Origin of the sequence: Amycolatopsis vancoresmycina, from assembly GCF_000716785.1 — a bacterium.
GTDB classification, from domain to species: Bacteria; Actinomycetota; Actinomycetes; order Mycobacteriales; family Pseudonocardiaceae; genus Amycolatopsis; species Amycolatopsis vancoresmycina.
The window spans coordinates 427,880-449,753 of the sequence record NZ_JNYY01000001.1; the positions used below are offsets into that span (position 1 = coordinate 427,880).

At 73.6% G+C, this 21,874-nt stretch carries 16 protein-coding genes; 11 read left to right on the forward strand and 5 right to left on the reverse strand.

The genetic code is table 11. From position 1 onward, the window contains the following. Nucleotides 1-2 precede the first annotated feature (2 nt). The 3 genes from OO60_RS01945 (at nucleotide 3) to OO60_RS01955 (ending at nucleotide 6,935) form a co-directional block, all read left to right on the forward strand. A complete protein-coding gene (locus tag OO60_RS01945) occupies nucleotides 3-983 on the forward strand; it encodes a zinc ribbon domain-containing protein (protein ID WP_033260683.1) in 981 nt (326 codons plus the stop codon). A gap of 29 nt (nucleotides 984-1,012) precedes the next feature. Next, nucleotides 1,013-5,092 (forward strand): DPP IV N-terminal domain-containing protein, encoded by a 4,080-nt coding sequence (locus OO60_RS01950; RefSeq protein WP_033260684.1) that lies wholly within the window; start codon nucleotides 1,013-1,015, stop codon nucleotides 5,090-5,092. 523 nt (nucleotides 5,093-5,615) lie between these two features. Beyond that, nucleotides 5,616-6,935 (forward strand): COG1470 family protein, encoded by a 1,320-nt coding sequence (locus OO60_RS01955; RefSeq protein ID WP_003097041.1) that lies wholly within the window; start codon nucleotides 5,616-5,618, stop codon nucleotides 6,933-6,935. A gap of 6 nt (nucleotides 6,936-6,941) precedes the next feature. On the opposite strand, the gene OO60_RS01960 is transcribed toward OO60_RS01955, so the two are convergent. The 3 genes from OO60_RS01960 to OO60_RS01970 all read right to left on the reverse strand — a co-directional run bounded on the left by OO60_RS01960 (nucleotide 6,942) and on the right by OO60_RS01970 (nucleotide 9,002). Continuing rightward, nucleotides 6,942-7,568, reverse strand: coding sequence for a response regulator transcription factor (locus tag OO60_RS01960; protein ID WP_003097044.1), 627 nt, complete (start codon nucleotides 7,566-7,568; stop codon nucleotides 6,942-6,944). Between the two features lie 102 nt (nucleotides 7,569-7,670). Beyond that, nucleotides 7,671-8,321, reverse strand: a complete 651-nt coding sequence (locus OO60_RS01965) for a response regulator (RefSeq protein ID WP_003097047.1) — start codon at nucleotides 8,319-8,321, stop codon at nucleotides 7,671-7,673. Between the two features lie 3 nt (nucleotides 8,322-8,324). Next, nucleotides 8,325-9,002 carry a sensor histidine kinase gene (locus tag OO60_RS01970; protein ID WP_003097050.1) on the reverse strand — a complete coding sequence of 226 codons (678 nt, stop codon included), beginning with the start codon at nucleotides 9,000-9,002 and terminating at the stop codon, nucleotides 8,325-8,327. A 594-nt stretch (nucleotides 9,003-9,596) separates the two neighbouring features. On the opposite strand from OO60_RS01970, the gene OO60_RS46285 reads away from it, so the two are divergent. Genes OO60_RS46285 through asnB form a run of 5 tightly spaced genes read left to right on the forward strand, consistent with a single transcriptional unit; the run spans nucleotide 9,597 to nucleotide 16,515 of the window. Further along, nucleotides 9,597-10,259 (forward strand): VldE C-terminal domain-containing protein, encoded by a 663-nt coding sequence (locus OO60_RS46285; protein ID WP_003097053.1) that lies wholly within the window; start codon nucleotides 9,597-9,599, stop codon nucleotides 10,257-10,259. After that, nucleotides 10,256-12,397, forward strand: a complete 2,142-nt coding sequence (locus OO60_RS01980) for a prolyl oligopeptidase family serine peptidase (protein ID WP_003097055.1) — start codon at nucleotides 10,256-10,258, stop codon at nucleotides 12,395-12,397. The genes OO60_RS46285 and OO60_RS01980 overlap by 4 nt, the downstream gene beginning before the upstream one ends. After that, entirely contained in the window at nucleotides 12,394-13,644 is a 1,251-nt protein-coding gene (locus OO60_RS01985; protein WP_051767614.1) for an MFS transporter, read from the forward strand. Before OO60_RS01980 ends, OO60_RS01985 begins: the two co-directional genes overlap by 4 nt. Nucleotides 13,645-13,655: 11 nt before the next feature. Further along, the gene (locus tag OO60_RS01990) at nucleotides 13,656-14,759 is read left to right on the forward strand and encodes an N-acetyltransferase DgcN family protein (RefSeq protein ID WP_051767615.1); all 1,104 of its coding nucleotides are present in this window, start codon (nucleotides 13,656-13,658) and stop codon (nucleotides 14,757-14,759) included. Nucleotides 14,760-14,775: 16 nt separating this feature from the next. Then, nucleotides 14,776-16,515, forward strand: coding sequence for an asparagine synthase (glutamine-hydrolyzing) (gene asnB, locus OO60_RS01995; protein ID WP_033260685.1), 1,740 nt, complete (start codon nucleotides 14,776-14,778; stop codon nucleotides 16,513-16,515). On the opposite strand, the gene OO60_RS02000 is transcribed toward asnB, so the two are convergent. Together OO60_RS02000 and OO60_RS02005 are read right to left on the reverse strand one after the other, a co-directional pair. Further along, complete coding sequence (locus OO60_RS02000) at nucleotides 16,496-16,840, reverse strand: hypothetical protein (RefSeq protein ID WP_003104653.1); 345 nt, start codon at nucleotides 16,838-16,840, stop codon at nucleotides 16,496-16,498. The genes asnB and OO60_RS02000 overlap by 20 nt on opposite strands. A gap of 37 nt (nucleotides 16,841-16,877) precedes the next feature. Next, nucleotides 16,878-18,185, reverse strand: a complete 1,308-nt coding sequence (locus OO60_RS02005) for a preATP grasp domain-containing protein (protein ID WP_003104654.1) — start codon at nucleotides 18,183-18,185, stop codon at nucleotides 16,878-16,880. A gap of 170 nt (nucleotides 18,186-18,355) precedes the next feature. Here OO60_RS02005 and OO60_RS02010 point away from each other — a divergent pair, with 170 nt between their 5' ends. The 3 genes from OO60_RS02010 to OO60_RS02020 all read left to right on the forward strand — a co-directional run bounded on the left by OO60_RS02010 (nucleotide 18,356) and on the right by OO60_RS02020 (nucleotide 21,869). Next, complete coding sequence (locus OO60_RS02010; RefSeq protein ID WP_003104656.1) at nucleotides 18,356-19,675, forward strand: preATP grasp domain-containing protein; 1,320 nt, start codon at nucleotides 18,356-18,358, stop codon at nucleotides 19,673-19,675. Next, complete coding sequence (locus OO60_RS02015; protein ID WP_003104658.1) at nucleotides 19,653-20,879, forward strand: MFS transporter; 1,227 nt, start codon at nucleotides 19,653-19,655, stop codon at nucleotides 20,877-20,879. The genes OO60_RS02010 and OO60_RS02015 overlap by 23 nt, the downstream gene beginning before the upstream one ends. Before the next feature lie 66 nt (nucleotides 20,880-20,945). Next, nucleotides 20,946-21,869, forward strand: a complete 924-nt coding sequence (locus OO60_RS02020) for an ATP-grasp domain-containing protein (RefSeq protein ID WP_003104663.1) — start codon at nucleotides 20,946-20,948, stop codon at nucleotides 21,867-21,869. The last annotated feature ends 5 nt before the right edge of the window (nucleotides 21,870-21,874 follow it).

Here is a 21,874-nt window from a genome sequence, read left to right on the forward strand (position 1 = left end):
GGATGGTCATCTACGCGGAGTGCGGGCACCAGGGGCCCGCCGACGTCGAGTTCTGCGGCGAATGCGGCCGCTACCTGAAGTGGGACGACGAGCAGCCGGTCGCCGTCCGGCCGCAGCCGGTCGCGCAGCAACAGCAGGTCGTGCAGCCGGCCGAACCGATCGCGCCGGTCCGGCAGCCGGTGCAGCAGACCGTCGAGGAGCAGGTGCTCAACCCCGGCGACCTGATCTGCGGCCGGTGCGGCAAGGGCAACGCGCCCACCCGGAACTTCTGCAGCCGCTGCGGTGCCTCGCTGGCCGAGTCCGTGGCCGTCAAGACGTCGTGGTGGCGCCGGGTGTTCGGCCGGAAACCGAAGGAGCACCTGGCGGGCCAGCGGCCGGGCAAGGACGGCGTCCGCCGCCGGACCGGCCGGGCCCGCGGGGCGCGCCGGGCCGTCGGCAAGGTCGTCCGCCGGGCCATCGCGGTGTTCCTGGTGCTCTCCGCCCTGGTCTACGCGCTGTACCAGCCGTTCCGCGGGGCGATCAACACCGCGGCGACCGGGCTGTGGAGCCAGGTCACCGGCATCTTCGAGGCCAAGCTGAACCCGGTCCACCCGGTCAAGGTGACCGCGACCGCGCAGACCGCGGGACACCCGGCGCCGCTGGTCACCGACAACGCCAAGAACACCTTCTGGGCGGCCCCGACCGACCGGGAACCCGCGCTGGTGTTCACCTTCGACCACCCGGCGGACCTGCGGAAGGCGATCGTCTACTCCGGCGACGCCGCGAACTTCCAGGCCGAGCACCGGCCGCAGAAACTGCACCTGGTGTTCTCCACCGGCAAGACCTACGACATGGCGCTGGCCGACACGCCGGACGCCCAGGAAGTCCCGATCGAGAACAGCGAAGGCGCGACCAGCGTCGAGCTGCACGTCGTCGGGCTGCACCGCTCGCTCAACGGCTCGGACGTCGCGATCTCCGAGATCGAGCTGTTCGAAGCCGGCTGAGCCACCGAAGTTCTTGGGGAGGACCGACCATGCGCGCGAACCGAGCGGTGGCGGGTGTCGCGGTCGTCGCGCTGCTCGGCGGCTGGGCGCTCACCGGGGCGCAGGCACCGACTGCGGCGCAGGCACCCGCACCGGGACCGGCGCCCTACCGCGTCGGGTACGTCAGCGCGGCCACGACCGGGCTGTACCAGGCCACCGGCGAAGGCGCGGTGCCCGCGCTGCCTGCCGCGGCCGGCGGCGTCGACTCCGACGCCTCGGCGGCCACCGGCGGCATCGTCTGGGTGAGCCACCGCGCCAAGGCGCCCGGCGGCGCCGAACGCGACGGCGAACTCTGGTACCTGCGCGAAGGCGCCCGGGCCCCGGTGCAGCTGACCGACGACGACACCGCCGACCTCCATCCGGCGCTGTCGCCCGACGGGAAGTCGGTCGCGTTCGCCTCGGACCGCACCGGCAGCCGGCACCTGTTCGTCGTCGGCGTGGACGGCCGCGGCCTGCGCCAGGTGACGTCCGGGCCGGCCGCCGACGACTCGCCGAGCTGGTCGCCCGACGGCACCCGCCTCGCGTTCAGCAGCACCCGCGACGACCCGGCCGGGGACATCTACGCCGTCCCGGCGGCCGGCGGCACGCCGGTGCGGCTGACCGCCGACCCGGCCGCCGACACCCAGCCGGCGTGGGGGCCGGGCCGGATCGCCTTCACGACCACGCGCTTCCACCCGGCGGGCGACGTGGTCCTGATGGCCGAGACCGGCGGCGCGGTCACCCGCGCGGTGCCGGACCCGGGCGACTCGGCCGAGCCCGCCTGGTCGGCGGACGGCACCCGGCTGGCGTTCAGCACCCGCGCCCAGGACCCGCTCGGCGACGTCAAGGAGATCGACGGCGGCAAGGTTTCGGTCATCTCGGCGCTGCCCGGCACCGGCGAAACCGAGCCGACGTTCCGCCCCGGCGGGCAGCCGGTGTTCACCGAGCTGCGCTCGGGCGGCACCACCGACATCTGGTCCGCCGACGCGACCGGCGGCGACCGCCGCGACCTCACGAACCGCCCGGACGCCGACGAGTCCGACCCCGCCTTCTCCGCCGACGGCTCCCTGCTGGCCTACACCCAGACCGGCACCGGCGAGTCCCCGGACAACGAGATCGTCGTGGCGAACGCCGACGGCAGCGCACCCCGCCCGCTGACCGGCCCGGTGGACGGGACCAAGGGCGAACAGCACCCCGCCTGGTCGCCGGACGCCACGATGATCGCGTTCACCCGCTCGGCCATCCGCAACGAAAGCCGCGCCGACACCGTGCGGATCGCGCGCGTCGCGGACGGCCGGATCCTCGGCGAGATCCCGATCCCGCCGTACCTGCGGGCCCGCGACTCGCAGCCGGTGTGGTCGGCGGACGGCACGAAGCTCACGCTGACCCGTGCGGCCGCCCGCACCGCACCGCCCGGACCGTCCAGAGTGGACCCGGCGGTGGTGGACATGCCGGTCGGGCAGGGCTCGTCGGGTTCGGTGCCCAAGACGGTGGAGACCGACCGGGTCCCGCCGAACCCGGACATCGTGCTGCTGATGGACCAGACGGGCTCGATGGGCGGCGTGATCGGCGACGTCAAGGCGAACCTCGGCAAGGTCATCGACGAGGTGCTGAAGGTCCAGCCGTCGGCGCACTTCGCGGTCGCCGCGTACGGCGACCTCGTCGACGACCACCCCAGCGAGGGCTCGCCGCCGGACCCGCCGCGGTCGTTCTACGTCCAGCAGCCGCTCACGCCGGTCGAGAACGCCGCCCAGCGCCAGCTGCTCACCGACGCCTTCGGCCGGATCACCGCGACCGGCGGCGACGACACCGCCGAGGACTGGTACGTCGCCCTGCAGAAGCTTTCCACCGGCGCGGTCTCCTTCCGCGACACGAGCAACCGGATCGTCGTGCTGGTCGGCGACGCCGCCAGCCACGAATCACCGGCCGACGACAAGCGCGGCACGTTCCCGACCACCACGGCCGTCGTCGACGCGCTGAAGGCCGCAAAGATCCGCGTGGTCGCGGTGCCCGCCATCACCAGCACCGGTGGTGGCTCCGGCGAGAGCTTCGACGAAGAAACGGACGGGTCCCTCGACGGGCGCGGCCAGGCCACCGCCGTCACGAAGGCCACCGACGGCGTCCTGACCGAAAGCACCGACGTCGGCCAGGTCAGCCAGGCGATCATCCGCGGGATCACCGACCTCAAGGTGAAGGTGCAGCCGGTGCCGTACTGCGACACGGGCCTGACGATGACGTTCAGCCCCGACGGGACGCAGCAGGTTCCCGGCGGGACCAAGGCGAACTTCGTCGAAACCGCCACCGTTTCGCCCACCGCGCCGATCGGTTCGCTGCTGCACTGCCGGGTCGAGTTCCGCCTGGACGGCGAACCCACCGCGCGGCCCGGCTACACCGAGGACGTCACCGTGCGCGTCAAGGACCCGCGGCTGCCGCTGATCACGGTGCACGACAAGACCGTGACCGGCACCGCGCCGACGGTGATCGAGTACCCCGCGACCGCGGTCGACGCCGACCGCGAAGCCCCGCTCACGCCGTTCTGCACGCCGTCGTCCGGCAGCCTGTTCCCGGTCGGCGCCACCACCGTGACGTGCACGGCGACCGGGCGGAACGGCACCGCCACCGAGACCGCCGTGATGGCGGTCGACCCGGGCGGGGAGTTCCGGCAGGAGCTGTGGCAGGTCTCGCTGAGCTTCGGCACGGACAGCGTCGTCGCGGGGACCCAGCGGAACCTCTCGCCGTCGTTCGGATCGCCGTGCGGGACCGGCCGGCAGGGCTCGGCCGACGTCTCGCCGGACGGCACCGCGCTGGCGTTCCAGAACGACCGGCGGCAGATCTGCCTGGCTCCCGCGGACGGCGGGCCCGGGCGGGTCCTGGTGGCGGACGCCGGATCCGTCGACAACCCGGCCTGGTCGCCGGACGGCACCTCGGTCGCCTTCGACAGCACCCCCGGTGAGTCCCAGCCGAGCGTCCTGATCGTGCCGTCGGCCGGCGGCCCGCCGGCGCCGCTGATCCGCGGGCCCGGCGGCGCCGCGGAACCGGCTTTCCAGCGGATCGCGGACGTCGCCGTGACCGCCACCGCCGTTCCGCCCTCGATCCCGTTCGGCGGCCTGACGACGTTCGAGTTCACCGTCACCAACCACGGCATCGCGGCGTCGCCCGGGGTGGGGCTGTTCGTCCGGCTGACCGCGGGACTGCAGCCGCAGGCCCCCATCACGACGAAGGGCACCTGCACCGCGGATCTCGTGTGCGTGCTCGGCAGCCTGGCACCGGGCGAAACCGCGCGGGTGCGGTTCAGCGCCGCCGGCGTGGTCGCCGGGGCGCAGGCCGCGACGGGCACGGTGACGACGACCGGCCAGGACGCCGACGCACGCGACAACACCGCCACGGCCGTCGTGAAGGTGGCCGAGAAGCCGGTGCCGCCGGTCACGCCGGGGTCGTTGTCGGTCGGGATGGCCGTGTCGGCGGTGCCGCTGTTCACCGGCGGCGACGACGTCGGGCTGACCTTCCTGGTGCACAACGGTTCCGGAGCTCCGATGCCGGACGTCCGCCTGGTCACCCAGCTGCCGCCGCAGCTGCCGGCGACATCGGTGCCGACGGGCTGCACGCCGGGCGGCGGCAGCTGCGCGCTCGGGACGCTGACCCCGGGCCAGACGGTCGAGGTCCGGATTTCCCTGGCGGCCAAGGCGGCCGTCGACGCACCGGTGTCCGGCACGGTCAGCACGAGCGGCCCGGACACCGACGCACGGGACAACACGGCGACCGCACGGGTGGTGGTCCGCCAGCCGGTGGTCACGGTGGACCCGGCGATCGGCGCGCTCGGCTTCGTCCCGCGCGTGACGGGCACCGGCTTCCCACCGGGGTCGACGGTCCGGCTGGCCTGGTCGGCGGGCATCTCGGCGACCCCGGGGCTGGTGACGGTGGGCGTGGACGGGACCTTCCAGGCGCAGTTCCTGCTGTTCCACCACGACCTGATCGGGCCGCGCACGCTGTCGGTGACGTCGGTGAGCGGGCCGAAGTTCGGTCCGGTGCAGTCGAATCCGATCCTGGTGGTGCTGCGCACGGAGCAACCGCCGTTCATCACCCGGGGCTGACGGAAGGCGGCGGGGGTCCGGACCCCTCGCCGCCGCAGCGGGCCGTGGTGGCCGGCGGTGGTGGCGGCGCGGTGGCCGGGATTCCCGCGGCCGCGGGGGGCGAGAGCGGCTGCTGTTCGCCTCGCCGGCCCGGATCCGCCGCGGCCGCGGCGGGTTAGGCAGTGGGGTAGCGGCGATGGCCGGGATTCCTGCGGCCTCTGCGATCCGGCTCGCATCGCCGGCCCAGCCCCGCCGCCGCGGCGGGCTGCGGCGGCGGTCAGAACTCCTGCGGCCGCAAGGGGCGAGAGCGGCCGCTGCTTGCCTCGCCGGCCTGTAACCGCCACTACCGCAGCAGGTTCGGCAGTGGGGTAGCAGCGATGGCCGGAATTCCTGCCGTCGCAGGCCCGCATCCGCCGCCACAGCGAACCGTGGTGGCCGGAATCGGCTCGCCTGCAGCCGCTGCCCGTACGGGCAACCACAGGCGCACGGCCGCACACCCGTCCGCTGGTGCCGCAACCACAGCCGGGCGCGGAGACTTCCGGGCATGGGAGCAACGGCGACGCTGTCCGAGGCCGGCCTGGTCGCGGAACCGGGCCAGGAGACGAGCTGCTCGGTGACCGTCCGGAACGCCGGGCAGGTCGTCGACCAGTTCACCATCGACGTGGTGGGCGACGCGAGTGGCTGGGCCACCGCGGAACCCGCGACGATCAACCTGATGCCGGGGGAGACCGGGACGGTCACCGTCCGGTTCGCGCCACCGCGGTCCTCCGACGTGCCCGCCGGGACGATTCCGTTCGGGGTGCGGGTGTTCTCGAGCGAAGACCCGGCCGGCTCGGTCGTCGAGGAGGGTACCGTCCAGCTCGGCGCCTTCACCGACGTGACCGCCGAACTCGTGCCGGCCAAGGTGGAAGGCGCGTCCAAGGCCGACTTCGAGGTCGCCGTCGACAACCGGGGCAACCGGCCGGTGGCGGTGGAGCTGAGCCCGCTCGATCCCGAAGACGAGCTGGACTTCCGGCTCGAACGCGACCGGGCCGAACTCGCGCCGGGGACGGCCGCGTTCATCCGGATGCGCACCCAGCCGCGGAAGCGGTTCCTGCGCGGGCAGCCGATCCGGCACCGCTTCCAGGTGTTCGTCACCGCCGAAGGGGCCGAGCCCCTCAAGACCGAAGGCACCATGGTGCAGCGGCAGCTGCTGCCCAAGTGGCTGCTGCCCGCCCTCGCCGCGCTGCTCGTTCTCCTCCTGGCCCTGGTGACGCTGTGGTTCACCGTGCTGCGGCCCGCCGTGAAGTCGGCCGCCCGGGAGGCCGCCGCGGAACAGAACCAGCAGATCGTGAAGGCCGCGCAGGACGCCGGGGCCGGTGCGGACCAGGCGAAGAAGAACGCCGACCAGGCCAAGCAGAACTCCGAGCAGGCGATGAAGGCCGTCGGCCTGACCCCGCCCGGCGACAACCCGGCGCCCGGCTCCGGTCCCGGGGCCACGCCCAGCCGCGCCGCGAACGCCGCCGACGGGACGCCGACGGACTTCCGGGTCGCCGCCGACGCGAACATCGACTCGAACGTCAACCGGTTCGCCGAATTCCCCTACACGCTGCCGGATCCGAACAAGACGCTGGTGATCACCGACCTCGTGCTGCAGAACCCGCGCGGTGACAACGGAACCCTGCGCCTGCTGCGGGATTCCAACGGCACCAAGAGCGTTCTGCTGGAGGTCGGCCTGGCCAACTTCCGCGACCTCGACCACCACTGGCTGCAGGCCTGGCGGTTCCAGCCGGGGGAGAAGGTCGTGCTCGCGGTCAGCTGCCAGAACCCGGGGGATCGGGGCCACTGCACGCCGTCGGTCTCCTTCTCCGGCCGGGTCGAGTGAACCGTGCTAGATCAGCCCTTCGCGCATGGCGAACGCCACCGCGTGGGCGCGGTTGCGGAGCTGGAAGCGGTTGGTGATGTCGTGCAGGATCGACTTCACCGTCCGTTCGGAGTAGCTCAGCTGGTCGGCGATCTCCTTGGTTTCGAACCCGTCGGCGACCAGCTTCAGCACCCGGGTCTCCCGCTGGGACATCCCGGCGAGGTCCCAGCCGTTCGGGTGCAGCACGTCCCGCTGCAGCCGGGACACCCGGGACAGCAGGCGGCCGAGCAGGTCGGGCGGCAGCGCCCCTTCGCCGGCGGCGGCGGCCTTGACGAGCCGCACCAGCGTGTCGGGGGTGGCGTCGGCGCGGCGGATGATCGCCGAGACGCCGGTTCCCACGACGTCGAGCAGTTCCGAGTCCTCCACCTCGCCGGCGACCAGCACGATGCCCGCGTGGTTGGCGCACTGGAGACTGCGCAGCAGCTGCCGGGCCTCGTCGTTGAGCCGCTCCACGATGACCAGCACGACGGCCGGCTCACCGGGGTCGCCGTCGGCCAGGCGGATTTCGGGGCGTGACCGCAGCGCGGCGGTGACACCCGCGTGGGTGATGGTGTCGGTGGCGTGCAGCAGCACCGGGACCTGGTCGGTGATCATCGGCGAAGCCCTCCCTCGAACGACGTCGGTTCCCCCCACCAAGGATCGGGCCACGGGCGGCCGCCGAACAGGGACAGGGAGTCCCGATCTGTCCCGCTTTCCTTACTCCGATCGGGCAATGCCGGCCTCCCGGGCCTTCGCGATGGCCTGGGTGCGGTCGGTGACCCGGAGTTTGCGGAAGATGTGGGACACGTGGTTGCGCACGGTCTTCTGGCTCAGCACCAGCTCTTCGGCGATCGACGCGTTGCCCATGCCCTGCGCGACGAGCCGCAGGATCTCCTGTTCCCGCAACGTCAGCCGCGGGAACGACTCGTCGCGCGGGGTCGCCGTGCCCAGCAGGGACAGCACCCGGGTGGCGATCGCCGGGCTGAAGATGGCCTCGCCGTCGCCGATCACCCGGACCGCGCGGATGATCTGCTCGTTGCGGGCGCCCTTGAGCAGGTAGCCGCGGGCGCCGGCACGCATGGCGGCGAACACCGCGGCCTCGTTCTCGAACATGGTCAGCATGAGCACGCCGGTGTGCGGGCTCGCGCTCACGATCCGCCGCGTCGCCTCGACGCCGTCGAGGTCGGGCAGGTTGAGGTCCATCAGCACGACGTCGGGTTCCAGCCGGCCCGCGTCGGCGACCGCGGTCAGGCCGTCGGCCGCCTCGCCGGCGACCTCCATGCCGTCGGTGGCGTCGAGCATCGCGCAGAGCGCGGCCCGGAAGACGGGGTGGTCGTCCACCACGAGGACGCGCAGGGAGCCGAACATCGCTCACTTCCCGGCCGCGATCGGGAGCCACGCGGCGATCCGCGTGCCGCCGGAGGAAACCGGCTCGACCCGGCAGCCGCCGCCGAGGTCGCCGGCGCGTTCCCGCATCGACCGCAGCCCGGTCCCGCCGACCGCGGGCAGCGCTTCCCCGTCCGTGCCCACGCCGTCGTCGACGATCTCCACGTGCAGGTCGCCGTCGAGGGGCCACAGGTGCACTGTGCAGTGCCGGGCCCCGGAGTGGCGGGCCACGTTCACCAGCGCCTCGCGGATGATCCGGTACGCGGTGATCTCCACCTCCGCCGACAACGCCGGCAGCTCGCCGCGCACCTCGACCTCGACCCGCAGCGGGCCGTGCTCGGCGGGCACCCGGTCGGTGAGCGTGGTGGCGTACCGGCGCACGGCCAGCACGAGCCCGGCGTCGTCGAGGGCAGGCGGCCGCGCGTCGGCCACGATGCGGCGCAGGTCGGTGATCGCGCTGTGGAGCTCGTCCTCGAGCCGGGCCAGCAGGCGCTCGGCGCTCGCCCGGTCGCGGGCGATCAGGTCGCGGGCCGCGCGCAGCCCGAGCACCGCGGCGGTGAGCGTCGGCCCCAGGCCGTCGTGCAGGTCGGTGAGCACCCGTTTGAGCCGGTCTTCGTACCCGGCAGGACGAACGATGTCGGCGACGACGAATGTCCGGCGCATCTTCTCCCCGTCCCCACAAAGTGGTCTGGACCCCCGGGCCGCATCCCGCGGAACCAGCTCTCGTGCGGGTAGCCCAGCCGGCTGCTCCGTTTCGCGTAGCGGGATGGTCACCCGCTGTACTAGTCGGTGCGCCAGGCCCCGGCGTTTCATCCCCGACCCCCGGTTTCGGTAACGGTCCGGTTTCGATACGGATCCCGGCGTAACAGTGCGCATCCGGGTGAAGACCTCGTACGCCTGCTGGCGGCGCCCCGCCAAAAACGATTCATGAACTGCGCGGCAAACCGGTCGAAGTTCGACAAAGCCCCGGCGCTGCACGTTCGCGAAGTCGCAGGGCGGACGGAGTAGATCTCCGGCAACGGGCGGCCGAACGCGCATCCCGCCGTGTGGGTGCCGAGTCCGGTTGAGTCGATCTTCGCGGCGATTCACGCGGGGGCGCACAAGTCACCATTTGACAAAGGTTGCCAACTATTGCCATCCTGAGCCGGGAAAGGTTCCGGCTCCGAGGGGGGCGCCGGGTGATCACCTCCGACCCCCGTCCGTTCCCGGCCGCATCCGCCCCGGCCCGCGAGAGACGGCGAGGCTGCGGCGTTTTCCGTGTCCGGCAAGCGAAAAACCGAGGGGGAACGGGCGCCTCGCCGGGCGCCGCCACCCGGTCCCGTCGCCAGGGAGGTAGCCATCAGCACTGTCACCGCCACGACGTGGCCCGGGCCGGGACGGCGGGCCGGCACCGTCGAGGGACTGGCCGCGGCGCTGCGCGGCTTCGGGCCCGGCATCGACGAGCCCGCCGCCTATGACCCGCAGACCGGCTCCTCGCCGGTACCCCAGCCGGGCGTCACGGCCTTCCGCGACCTCGTGCTCGAAGCGTTCCCGGACACCGGGAGCCTCGGCATCGTCCGTGCCCCGCACGTCGCCGGCCGCAGCGAGCACAAGGAAGGCCGGGCCTGGGACTGGAAGGTGTGCCGCGACACCCAGGGCGAGGTCGCGGACGCGCTGCTGTCGTGGCTGCTCGCGCCCGACTGGCACGGCAACCCGTTCGCGGCGGCCCGCCGCTTCGGGGTCATGTACCTGATCTGGGATTCCCGCATCTGGGGTGCGTACGCGGCCGCCCAGGGCTGGCGCCCGTACACCGGGCCGCACCCGCACACCGACCACGTGCACATCTCGTTCAGCCGGTCCGGCGCCCGCGGGGAAACCTCGTGGTGGCGCCGCTTCGGCCTGACCGCCACGGCGAACCCCGCCCCGAGGGAGGCACTGTGAACACCACCGGTTCCGGCACCCCGCCGTCCGCCCCGGTGCAGCCGGTCGAACGGACCCTGCACGGCGAGCCGGTCGTCGACGACTTCGGCTGGATGCGCGACCACGCGGACCCCCGGCTGCGGGCCTACCTCGAGGCCGAACGCGAGTACTTCGACGGCTACGCGCAGGATCTCGACCCGCTCGTCGGGGAACTGGTGGCGGAAGCGGCCCGGCGCACGGCGGCCGGCCGGTCCTTCTCCTGGCGGATCGGGCACCACGAGTACACGACCCGGCCGCCCGACGAGGGCGGCCGCTACACCCGGTACCTGCGCCGGGACGTGCGCGGGACCGGCGAGCCGGAAGTGGTGCTGGACCTCGGCGAACTCGCCGACGGCCACGACTTCACCCGGATCGGCGTCTTCGAACCCAGCCCGGACGGCCGCCTGCTGGCCTACTCGGTCGACCACGTCGGCTACGAGTCCTACGAACTCCGCTTCCGGGACCTGACCACCGGCACCGACCTGCCGCGTACGCGCCAGGAGACGTACTACACCGGCGTGTGGGACGCGTCTTCGGCGAAGTTCTGCTACGTCGTCCACGACGCCGCGATGCGCCCGTACCGGGTGCTCGCGCACGACCTCACCGCCGATCCCGGCGCCCCGGACGCGGTGCTGTGGGACGAGCGGGACGAACACTTCACCACGACCGTCCGCGCCACCCGCACCCGCGACTGGCTGGTCGTCACGAACCAGAGCCGCACCACCACCGAAGAACTCCTGCTCCCCGCGGGCGACCTGACCGCCCCGCCGCGCCCGGTGTTCCCGCGCCGCCACGGGCAGGTGTACTTCGCCGACCACCAGCGCACCGCCGGGCAGGACCGGCTGGTCGCGCTGGTCGCCGAAGGACGGGAAGAGCGGCGGCTCGTCGGGCTCCCGCTCGCCGAGCTGGAAACCCAGCGGTGGCGGGAAATCCTGCCGCGCCGCCCGGACACGGCGTGGCAGCGGCTCGACGTCTTCGCCGCCGGGCTGCTGCTGAGCGGGTACCGGCGGGGGACGACGGTGTTCACCCTGCTGGGCCCGGACGGCCGCACGCGCGACATCACCCCGGACAGCCCCGGTGGCTGCCTGGTCTTCGAGGGCAGGCGCGACGCCCTGCGGGTCCAGATGGACCAGCGGACCGGGTACGAGGCCGACGAGGTCGAACTCGCCGAGCACACGCTGTCCGCACCGCCGCGGCACCACCGGCTTTCCCTGCGCACCGGCGCGCACGAGCTCCTGCCGCCGCCGGCGGTGACCGGCTTCGACCCCGCGCGCTTCCGCACCACGAAGGTGTTCGCCGAGTCCGCGGACGGCACGGCCGTGCCGGTCACCCTGGCCCACCGGGCCGACGTGCGGCCCGACGGCGCCAACCCCGCCGTCGTGTCCTGTTACGGCGCCTACGAACGGCCGTGGGAGCCGTCGTTCTCCCAGGACGTGCTCAGCCTGCTGGAGCGCGGGTTCGTGTACGCCATCGCGCACGTCCGCGGCGGCGGCGAACTGGGCCGGTGCGGCTGGTTCGACGGCAGCATGGCCGCCACGCCGTCGTCGTTCCACGACCTGGTCGCCGTCCGCGACCACCTGGTGGCGACCGGCTGGGCGCACCCGGCCGGGGTGGTCGCGAGCGGCAGCTGCGCCGGCGGGGTCGCGGTCGGGCAGGCCTACACCGACGAGCCGGGCAAGTGGGCGGGCATCATCGCCGAAGCGCCGGCGGTCGACCTGCTCAACGCGATGCTGGACGAGAAGCTGCCGCTCACGATCAACGAGTGGGAGGAGTGGGGTGACCCGCGGGACCCGGCGATCTACCGGAGCATGCGGGGGTACGTCGCCTATGAGAACGTCTCCGACCGCCCGCGGCCGCCGCTGCTGGTGACCGCCTACGCCAACGACCCGCGGGTGCTGGTGCACGAACCCGCCCGCTGGACCGCGGCGCTGCGGCAGGCCGACACGCACGGCAACGTGATCCTGCTCCGCACCGAACTCGGGGACGGCGGCCACCACGGCCCGTCCGGGGCCGCGCACGTCGCCCGCGCGGCCGCGCAGCTCACCGCCTTCGCGATCGATGCCGCGACCCGGAGCATGACGGCGGCCGACGGCGGCCGGGTCCGGGGAACGCCCGCGTGACCGACGAACCGGCGCCGACAGCCCGGCCGGCCGGGCTGCGGCACGAACTCGCGGCCTCCGGCGGCGGGTACCTGCTCGGCGCGACCCTCGCCCAGTCGGTCGGCCAGGGCGCCGCGATGGCGTGCAACGCCGTGTTCTTCGTCCGGGTCGTCGGGCTGGCCCCGAGCGCCGTCGGGACCGTGCAGAGCGCGGCCGCGCTGACGTCGATGGCACTGGCGGTGGTGGTCGGCCCGCTCGTGGACCGGCACGGCGCCCGCCCGGTCGCGGTCCGGCTCGGGCTGGCGCTGGCCGGCGCGGTGGCCGCCTACGCGCTGGTGTCCGGCCTCGCCGGGTTCGCCGTCGTGCACCTGCTCGTGGCGTCCCTGCGCACCGGGCGGCAGATCGGCGAGAGCGCCCTGATCGCGCACCTGGTCGGCGCGCGCGCGAAGTTCCGCGCCTACCAGCGGTCCGTGCAGAACATCGGAATCTCGCTGGGCACGGTGGCCGCGGCCGTCCCGCTGTACCTCGACACCCGGCCGGCGTACCTGGTGGTGATCCTCGGCAACGCCGTCGTGATCGGGGTCGCCGCCCTGCTCGTGCGGGCGGTTCCCGGCGCGCGGGTGCCCGCCCGGCCACGGGAGCGGACCGGGCGGCTCGCCCTGCGGGACCGCCGGTACGTGGTGGTCGGCCTGCTGTGCGGGCTGATGGAGGTCCGCGACAGCGTGCTCACCGTGGGCCTGCCGCTGTGGGTGACCGCGCACACCGACGCGCCGAGACCGCTGGTCTCGGTGCTGCTGTTCGTCAACACCGCCATGGTGATCGCCCTGCAGGTGCGGGCCTCGGCCGGGGCGGCCACGGTGGGCGGCGCCGCCCGCGTCATGCGGGCGGGCGGGTTCGCGCTGGCCGCGAGCTGCGCGGTGTTCGGGCTGACCGGCCGGACCGGGGGAGCCTGGACGGTGGTGCTCCTGGTCGCCGGCGCGGTGGCGCTGACCCTCGGCGAGATGTGGACGTCGGCGAGCAGCTGGACGCTGAGCTACGACCTGGCGGACCCGCGGGCCCACGGCCAGTACCAGGGCGTGTTCGAGATGACCTCGGGCGTCGGGGTGCTCGCCGGGCCGATCCTGTGCACCACCGTCGCCCTCTCCCACGGGTTCTGGGGCTGGGCCGGGATCGGCGCCGGCTTCGCGGTCGTGGGCCTCGCCGTGCGCCGGCTCGCCGGCCGCGGCGGTCCGGGCGTGCACCACCCGGTGCGCGCGGAAGCTGTGTGAGGAGACGGAAAATGGACGACCTGAGCCGTATCGCCGTGCTCGCCGACGACGAAATCCTGCCCGAGCCGTCGAAGACGCTCACGGCGTTGCTGCGGTACCGGCCCGAACGCATCGTGGCGGTGATCGACCGGGCCACCGCGGGCCGGGACGCGGCCACCGTCGCCGGTTTCCCCGCCGAACTGGGAATCCCGGTGGTCGCGGACGTGCCCGCGGCGCTGGCCGGATTCCGGCCCGACGCCGTGCTGCTCGCCGACGAACCGGTGGGCGCGGGACTGCAGCCGTACTGGCGGGACCAGATCCGGCTCGCGCTCGAGGCCGGGGTGCACGTCGTCAACGGGATGCACTTCCTGATCTCGGCGGACCCGGACCTGGCCGCCGTCGCGCGGCGCACCGGCGCGGTGGTCCACGACCTGCGCAAGGCACCGGAGGACAAGTACTTCACGCCGTTCGACGCCGACGGGCGCCCGATCGTGCACCTGCGCGACCACCGCCCCGGCAGCCGCACGGTGCTGGCCGTGGGCACCGACTGCTCCAGCGGGAAGATGACGACGATGCTCGAGCTGGAGCGGGCGCTGCGGGCCGGCGGGACCGACGCCGCCTTCCTCGCCACCGGCCAGGTCGGGATGATGATCTCCGGCGGCGGGGTCGCCGTCGACGGCCTGCTGGCCGACTTCCTCAACAGCACGGTCGAGGACGCCGTCTTCCGCGCCACCGAGGAGCACGACGTCGTGCTGGTGGAAGGCCAGGGCGCGCTCAACCACCCCCGCTATTCGGGTGTGACGCTCGGGCTGCTGCACGGCACCCGGCCCGACGCCATGGTGCTGTGCCACGACCTGCGGCGCACCGCGCTCGGCCTGCTGCCCCAGGTCGCGCTGCCGTCGCTGCGGCGGGCGATCGAAATCAACGAAGAAGCGGCCCGGTGGGCCGAACCGGACCGCGCGCCGCGGGTGATCGGGCTGTCGGTGGTGACCGCCGGGCTCGGCGACGACGAGGCCAGGGCGGCGTTGCGGCGCCTGACCGGCGAAACCGGCCTGCCCGCCACGGACGTGCTGCGCTACGGCGCCGGCGAGCTGGTGCCGCCCGTGCGGGCCGGGCTGGTCGGCTCCGCGACCTGACGACACAGGAGGGGACATGTGCGGTTTCAGCGGGGTGACCGGTCCGGCACCGCTGGCGGCGGCCGAAGGGACGTGGGTGCGTGACGCGACCCGGCTGCTCGCCCACCGCGGCCCGGACGACGAAGGCCACTACACCGGCGACGGCGTGGCGCTCGGCTTCCGCCGGCTGGCGATCGTCGACCCGTCGCCGGCCGGGCACCAGCCGATGGCCTCGGCGGACGGCCGCTACCGGATCGTCTTCAACGGCGAGATCTACAACGCCCCGGCGCTCGCCAGGGAGCTCGTCGACGCCGGGGTGACGCTCGATTCCGCGTGTGACACCGAAGTGCTGCTGGAGCTGTTCGCCGCGCACGGGCCGGCGTGCCTGGACCGGCTGCGCGGGATGTTCGCCTTCGCCGTCTGGGACACCCGGGACCGCACGCTGTTCGCCGCCCGGGATCCGTTCGGCATCAAGCCGTTCCTCTACCACCGGGACGGCTCGCTGCTGCGGTTCGCCTCGGAGAAGAAAGCGTTCTCCCGGCCGGGCGCGCACGGTCCCGTGGACACCGCCGCCGTCCGCCGGTACCTGACGCTGCAGTTCGTGCCCGGCCCCGAAACGCTGTCGCCCGCGATCCGCGTGCTGCCCCCGGGACACCACCTCACCTTCAGCGCGGACGACGGCCTGAAGGTGCGGCGGTACGCCAACCCGGCGCTGCGCCCGGAATCCCGGGCAACGCCGGACCGGGCGCGGCGCATCCGCGACGCGCTGGCGGACTCGGTGGCCGCGCACCTGCGCAGCGACGTCCCGCTGGGTTCGTTCCTGTCCGGCGGCGTCGACTCGGCCGCCGTGTGCGCGCTCGCGTCGGCCCACCGCAGCGACCTGCAGACGTTCACGGTGGGCTTCGGCCGGGACGGCTACAGCGAAATCGAGCACGCGCTCGCCACCGCGGACGCGCTCGGGCTGAAGGCGAACCCGTACGTCATCGGCGCCGACGAGTTCGCCGCGCACCTGCCCGGCATCCTGGCGCAGTTCGACGAACCGTTCGCCGACGCCGCCGCGGTCGCGCTGTGGTTCCTGGCCAGGGAAGCCCGCAAACAGGTGAAGGTCGTGCTCTCCGGCGAAGGCGCCGACGAGCTGTTCGGCGGCTACCACGTCTACCGCGAGACGGGACCGGGTTATCTGGGGGCGGACCAGGTCTACGCGCCGGCGGAGCTGCCGTCGATCAGCCCGCTGACCGACGGCTCGGCCGAGGACCTGGCCGAGCCGCTGCGCCGGCGGGCGGCGGCCGCGGGCCTGGACCCGGTGGCGGTCCGCCAGTCGGTGGACCTCGGGCTCTGGCTGCCGGGTGACATCCTCACCAAGGCCGACCGGATGACGATGGCGCACGGCCTCGAACTGCGGGTGCCCTTCCTCGACCGGCGGGTACTGGCCGCGGCGGCGCCGCTGACGCCGGGCGAGAAGATCGGCCGGGACACGACGAAGGTCGCCCTGCGGGCCGCCGTCGCGGAGCTCGTCCCGCCCGCCGTCGCCGGCCGCGCCAAGCTCGGGTTCCCGGTGCCGATCCGGTTCTGGCTCCGCGACGAGCTGTACGACTTCGCGGAAACCGTGCTCGCCGAGGCGCAGATCGGGGCCTACGTGCACCGGGACGCGGCCCTGACCATGCTGCGCGACTACCGGCGTGGCGCGGACTTCGACTGGCGCCGGCTGTGGGTGCTGATCTGCTTCGCGCTGTGGCACCGGCACCACGTCGAGGGCGTCACCGGCCCGGTCCGCTGACCGGCGCGGCCTCCAGCAGCAGCCGCGTGAAGAGCCGGCGCTGGCGGGTGATGTGCGCGGCGAGCGCTTCGCTCACCTCCGCGGCGGGGGCACCCGGTGGCAGTGTGGCCGTCCACTCCGACCACCAGGTGCCGCCCGCCGGGGCGTCCTCGCGGAAGATGGCGAAGAACTTCGCGACCTTCTCCGACCCGGCCGGGGTGATCCTGATCCGGAACTCGGCTTCGGGGACGTCGACGAGCACGGTCCGGTCCGTGCACGTCACCCTCAGGTAGTCGGGCAGCCGCCTGCCGAGGGCGGCGAGGTCGGCGATGGCGGTGCAGTACACGGCGAACCTCCGGTTCGATGGTGGCGAACGCCCCGGGTCAGCCCGGGAACGCGGCCGTCAGTTCGTGTTCCAGCGCGCGGGCGGCTTCGGCGTCCTCGGCGACGAGGCACGCTTCGCCGCCGGTCCCGCCGGGATCGGTGCCGTAGACCGGGATCACGACGCCGGTCCGGGTCGCCGGGTCGTAGGCGAGCCCGCGCCGGGCGAGTTCGGCCAGCGCCTCGTCGAAGGCGGGAACGGCACAGGTGCGGCGTTCGACCAGGCAGCGGTCCTCGAGGTAGCGGCCGCCCACCACCCGCTGCCCGATCCGGAACAGGTGCGTCGAGCCGCCGAAGCGGGCGTTGAACTCGTTGAAGAGCAGACGGCCGTCCGGGGTCAGCATCGCGTCGATGTTGACCAGGCCGCGGTACCCCATCGCCCCCATGACTCCGGCGAGTTTTCCGAGCGCGGTCAGGAAGGGGTCGGCCGGCCCGCGGCGCGCCGCCGGGATGTCCACGCCGTCGATCACCGGTTTCATCCGGACCTCGCCGTAGCCGTAGACCTCGGCGCCGTCCTCGGTGATTTCGGCTTCACCCCACAGCGACGCCGACTCCGGCACGTACTCCTCGAGCACCACCCGGCGGCGGTCGCCGTCGGTGTACCAGGGCCAGCGCTGCCGCACGTGCGTCACGAGCGCCTGGTGGCCGGTGAGCACGGTGCGGTGCCGGGTGCCGACGGCTTCGACGCCGTCGACCGGGGTGAGGACCTCGTTGCCCATCCCGGCGACGTGGACGTCCTTCTTCACGATCGCCGGCCGGCCCGCGGCGAAGAGGTCCGCGAGGAACGCCACGGCGTCCTCGGGGCGGTCGGTCACGACGCCGTCCGGGACGGGCAGGCCGATCCCGGCCGCCACCGCGCGGAAGGCCACCTTGCTGTTGAGCAGCTCGTGCCCGCCCTGCTCCAGGAACCCGAAGCCGGGCGTGCCCTTGTCCAGCCCGAGCTGCCGGACCAGCCGGTTGACGTAGGCGTCGAAGTAGAACGCCTCGACGCGGTCGACACCGCGGTCGCGGACCACCTCGGCCAGCTCCGCGAGGAAGCCGGTACCGGCCAGGCGGTCCCGCGTCAGCACGGCGCCGAGGTGCCCCGGCGGCGGGATCACCACGTGCACCGCTTCGGCCGGGAAGCCGAGCAGTCCGGTGACGTAGGACAGGAACCGGGCGTCGGGCGCGGTGGGCAGCAGCACGACGTCGCCGGGGCGGGCGCTCCACAGCATCCGCTGCCCCTGGCTGCCGATGTGCGTGCGCTCGTGCTCGGCCAGGTTCGCCAGTTCGGCTTCGTGGGACCAGTTGCCGACGAGGAGTTTCGACACGGCTTGCCTCCGGTGCGGCTCGGGGGTGCGGGCTCCAGATTGCCCCGTTGGCAACACGATGGCAAGTTTCCGGACCGGCGTTCGCGGTCGCCAATTGCCAATGCTGGCAACCTGTGGCAGGGTCGATCAGCGCGACGGTTTCGGCTGCACGGCAAATCAGGGGGTCGTCCATGGCCAGGCTCGTGATCGGCAACTGGGGCAACGAAGCGGAACTGGCGAACATCCCGGCGGACGCCCTGCGGCACGCCGGCAGCCAGGGACAGCGCATGATCTGGGGCGCGGAACCCGGCGACGTCCTGGTGCTCGCCGTCGAGCCCGATCCGGACTTCCTGGCCTACGCCACGGCGCTCGCCGGGCTCGAGGAGGACGCGCTGGAGATCGTCGTGCCCCCGCCCGGCCGCGGCGGCGAGGTGCTGACCCGCGACCGGTTCGAAGACGAAGGCTTCGTCGAGCGGCTGCGCGGGATCGTCCGCGACCGCGGCATCGACCGGGCCGAGCCGTTCTACCTCGACGGCTACGTCAACCGGCTGATCCGGCAGCTCGGGCTGGACAAGGGCACGCCCGGCTTCGGGTTCATGGACCAGGGCGGCAACGAGCTGCTCAACAGCAAGGTCACCTTCCGCGCGATCGCGGCCGGGACGAGCCTGCCGATTCCCGAGGGGATCGTCACCGAAACCCCGGCCGAGGCGGTGGACTTCGTCTGGGACCTGCTCCGCACCGGCCGGGCGGCCATCGCCAAGCAGGACGTGAGCAGCGGCGGCCTGGGCAACGAGGTGCTGAGCACGGGGGACGGCGTCGAGGCGATCGGCGCGGCCCACCACGCACTCGTCGCCGACCGCGCCGCCGTCGCCGAGCACCTGACCCGGCGCTGGCCGTGGTACACCGGCGGGCAGCGCCGCCGCGCGGTGTTCGAGGAGTACGCGGCCGGTTCGGTGCCGATCTGGGGCGAAGCGGCGATCACCGAGGAGTCCGTGCGGATCTTCGGGTACGGCCGGATCCGGATGAACCCGGTGTGCGACGGCGTGATCATCCCGGTGCCGCCGCCCGACTCCGGCACCGAGGCGTTCGGCGCGTTCCTGGTGCACCTGGAGGCGCTGGCCGGGACGATGCGCGCGATGGGGTACCGCGGCCTGGTCAACGTCGACGCCATCCTGACCCCGGACGGCCGGGTCCTGTTCAACGAGTTCAACGGCCGGTACGGCGGATCGACGCACCTGTTCGCGATCGGCGAGCGGGTGGTGGGCCGGGACTACCTGGCCGACCGCTGCCTGGTCGAGCAACGCGAATGCGCGTTCCCCGCCTTCGCCGTCGCCCGCCGCGAACTGGCCGCCGCCGGGCTGGCCTACGACCCCGAGACGCGCACCGGGGTGATCGTCCCGGTTCACGGCACCCGCTCCGACGGCACGGGCGGCGAAGCGTGCCTGGTCGGCCGGGACCTCGCCGAGGCCGAGCGGATGGAGCAGGCCGTTGCCGAGCTCTTCCCGCGCTGAGCGCCGCCCCGGGACGAGCCCGACCGGCTACCGGAGCATCGCGACCGCGCCGGTGCTCGTCTGGGCCGCCACCGCCGTGGCCGCCCGGCTGCCGATCGCGATGGCCCCGCTGGCGCTGGTGTTCCTGGCCCGCGGGCTGCCCGGCGGCTACGCCTTCGGGGCCACGCTGGCCGCGATCTGGGTGCTGGCCGAGGTGATCGGCGCGCCCGTGCTCGGGTTGTGGCTGCGGGCCGAGCGGACGAAGGCGCACCTGCTGCTCGCCTTCGGCGTCGCCGCCGGTTGCTACCTGGGGCTGGCCTTCGGCCCGGCGCTGCCGACGTCCGTCGTCGTGGCCCTCACCTTCGTCGCGGGCTTCGCGCCCGCCGCGTCGCCCGGCGGGCTGCGGGCCCTGCTGACCCGGCTGGTGCCCGAGGACGACGTCGCGAAGGTGCTCAGCGCCGAGGTGATGCTCAACGGCCTGATCTGGGCGGGCGCGCCGGCGGTGGTGGCGTTCCTCGCCGTCGGCGCCGGGCCGGGTGCGCCGATGGCGGTCGCCGGGGCGCTGAACCTGCTGGCGTTCGGCCTGGTCGTCTTCCGGCTGCCGGAGAGCGTCCCGGACGACACCGGCCCGGCGGTGCGCGTGACGGCGAAGACGCTCGCCGCGCCGTGGCCGGTCTACCTCACCGCCGCCGCGTCGATGGCCATGGTGTCCACGATCGAACTCGTCCTGCCCGCCTTGATCGAGTCGCGCGGCCTGAGCGTCGCCACGGTCGGCCCGCTGCTGGTCGTGTTCTGGGTGAGCAGCGTGGCCGGCGGGGTCGTCTACGGCAGGCGGCGGTGGCCCGGCAGCGCGTCCCGGCAGAGCCTGGTGTGCCTGGTGGTCACCACGGCCGCGCTCAGCGCGGTGGCGGTCCTGCCCGGCGTCGCCGGCATCGGCGCCACTCTCGCGCTCGGCGGGCTGTTCCAGGCCGCGGTGCTGGTGACGCGGAACCTGTCGCTGCGGGAACGGCTGCCCGCGGCCGCCCACGCCGCCGGCTACTCGATCATGTACGCGGCCACCGGCATCGGCTACAGCGTGGTCGCCGCCGCGTCGGCGCTCGCGCTGCGCACCCTCTCGCCCGCGGTGGCGATCGGCTGCGGTGGCGCGATCACCGCGGTCATCGTCGCGGTCAGCGCCGTCGCCGAACGACGGCCGGCCCGCTTGCCAACCGGTCCGGAAGCGTGACAAACTGATGGCACAATCCTGGCAATAAGTTGCCAACTGTGCGTTACCTGGTCAAGGGGGCAGCCGATGCGCATCGGAATCGTGGCGTGGGATCACGAGGATCCCGACTCTCCCGAGCTCGCCAGGACCGGGCGGGACCTCGGGCACGACACGAGCGTGTTCTTCCTCGGCGACGTGTCCTGCGACCTCACCGCCGGCGCCGTCGGAACGACGATCGGCGGCGAACCGGCCACCGCGTTCGACCTGATCATCTCGCGGGCACAGATCCGGTACGAGCAGGCCCAGTCCGACCACGAGCGCTACGGGCTGCTGTGCCAGGTGCCGGGGGTGACCGTGCTCGACCCCGCCGACGTCTACCTCAACGCCGAGAGCAAGCTGCTGGCGTTGCAGCGGCTCGGCGCCGCCGGGCTGCCCATCGCGCCGACGCGGTGCTGCCGGAACCCGGCCGACGTCGCCGCCGCGCTGGCCGACTGGGGTGAGGTCGTGGTCAAGCCGTCGTTCGGCCTCGGCGGCGCGGACGTGGAGCGCGTGCGGAACCTCGGCCACGACAGCGCGCTGGTCGAGGGCCTGCTGAAAAAGTACGAACGGCTGGTCTGCCAGCCGTACTACCCGCACCCCGACGGCGATCTGCGGGTGACGGTCGTCGGCGACGAGGCCCCGCTGAACATGCGGCGGGTGCCCCGGTCGACGGGCTGGAAGAGCAACGCCAAGCAGGGCGCCACCGTGCACATGGTCACGCCACCCCCGGAGCTGGTCGAGGTCAGCACCCGCGCGGCCCGCGTCATGGGGGTCACCATGGCGGGACTGGACTTCCTGCCGACCCCCGACGGCCACAAGATCATCGAGTTCAACAACTGCCCCGGCTGGTACCCGGCCCCGGAAGACCACCGGCGCCACCTCACCGAGCGGGTCATCGAGATCATGGTGGGGATCCACGAAGCCGGCCACCGCGTCAACGGCCGCGCTCCCGAGCCCCGGCCGGTCGGGTGACGGCG

Bases quoted from the DNA above. Each gene is read 5' to 3' on its own strand.
- OO60_RS01955 (WP_003097041.1), top strand. From the start codon at position 5,616: ATGGGAGCAACGGCGACGCTGTCCGAGGCCGGCCTGGTCGCGGAACCG.
- OO60_RS02020 (WP_003104663.1), top strand. From the start codon at position 20,946: ATGCGCATCGGAATCGTGGCGTGGGATCACGAGGATCCCGACTCTCCC.
- asnB (WP_033260685.1), top strand. From the start codon at position 14,776: ATGTGCGGTTTCAGCGGGGTGACCGGTCCGGCACCGCTGGCGGCGGCC.
- OO60_RS01945 (WP_033260683.1), top strand. From the start codon at position 3: ATGGTCATCTACGCGGAGTGCGGGCACCAGGGGCCCGCCGACGTCGAG.
- OO60_RS01990 (WP_051767615.1), top strand. From the start codon at position 13,656: ATGGACGACCTGAGCCGTATCGCCGTGCTCGCCGACGACGAAATCCTG.
- OO60_RS01970 (WP_003097050.1), bottom strand. From the start codon at position 9,002: ATGCGCCGGACATTCGTCGTCGCCGACATCGTTCGTCCTGCCGGGTAC.
- OO60_RS01950 (WP_033260684.1), top strand. From the start codon at position 1,013: ATGCGCGCGAACCGAGCGGTGGCGGGTGTCGCGGTCGTCGCGCTGCTC.
- OO60_RS01960 (WP_003097044.1), bottom strand. From the start codon at position 7,568: ATGATCACCGACCAGGTCCCGGTGCTGCTGCACGCCACCGACACCATC.
- OO60_RS01965 (WP_003097047.1), bottom strand. From the start codon at position 8,321: ATGTTCGGCTCCCTGCGCGTCCTCGTGGTGGACGACCACCCCGTCTTC.
- OO60_RS02010 (WP_003104656.1), top strand. From the start codon at position 18,356: ATGGCCAGGCTCGTGATCGGCAACTGGGGCAACGAAGCGGAACTGGCG.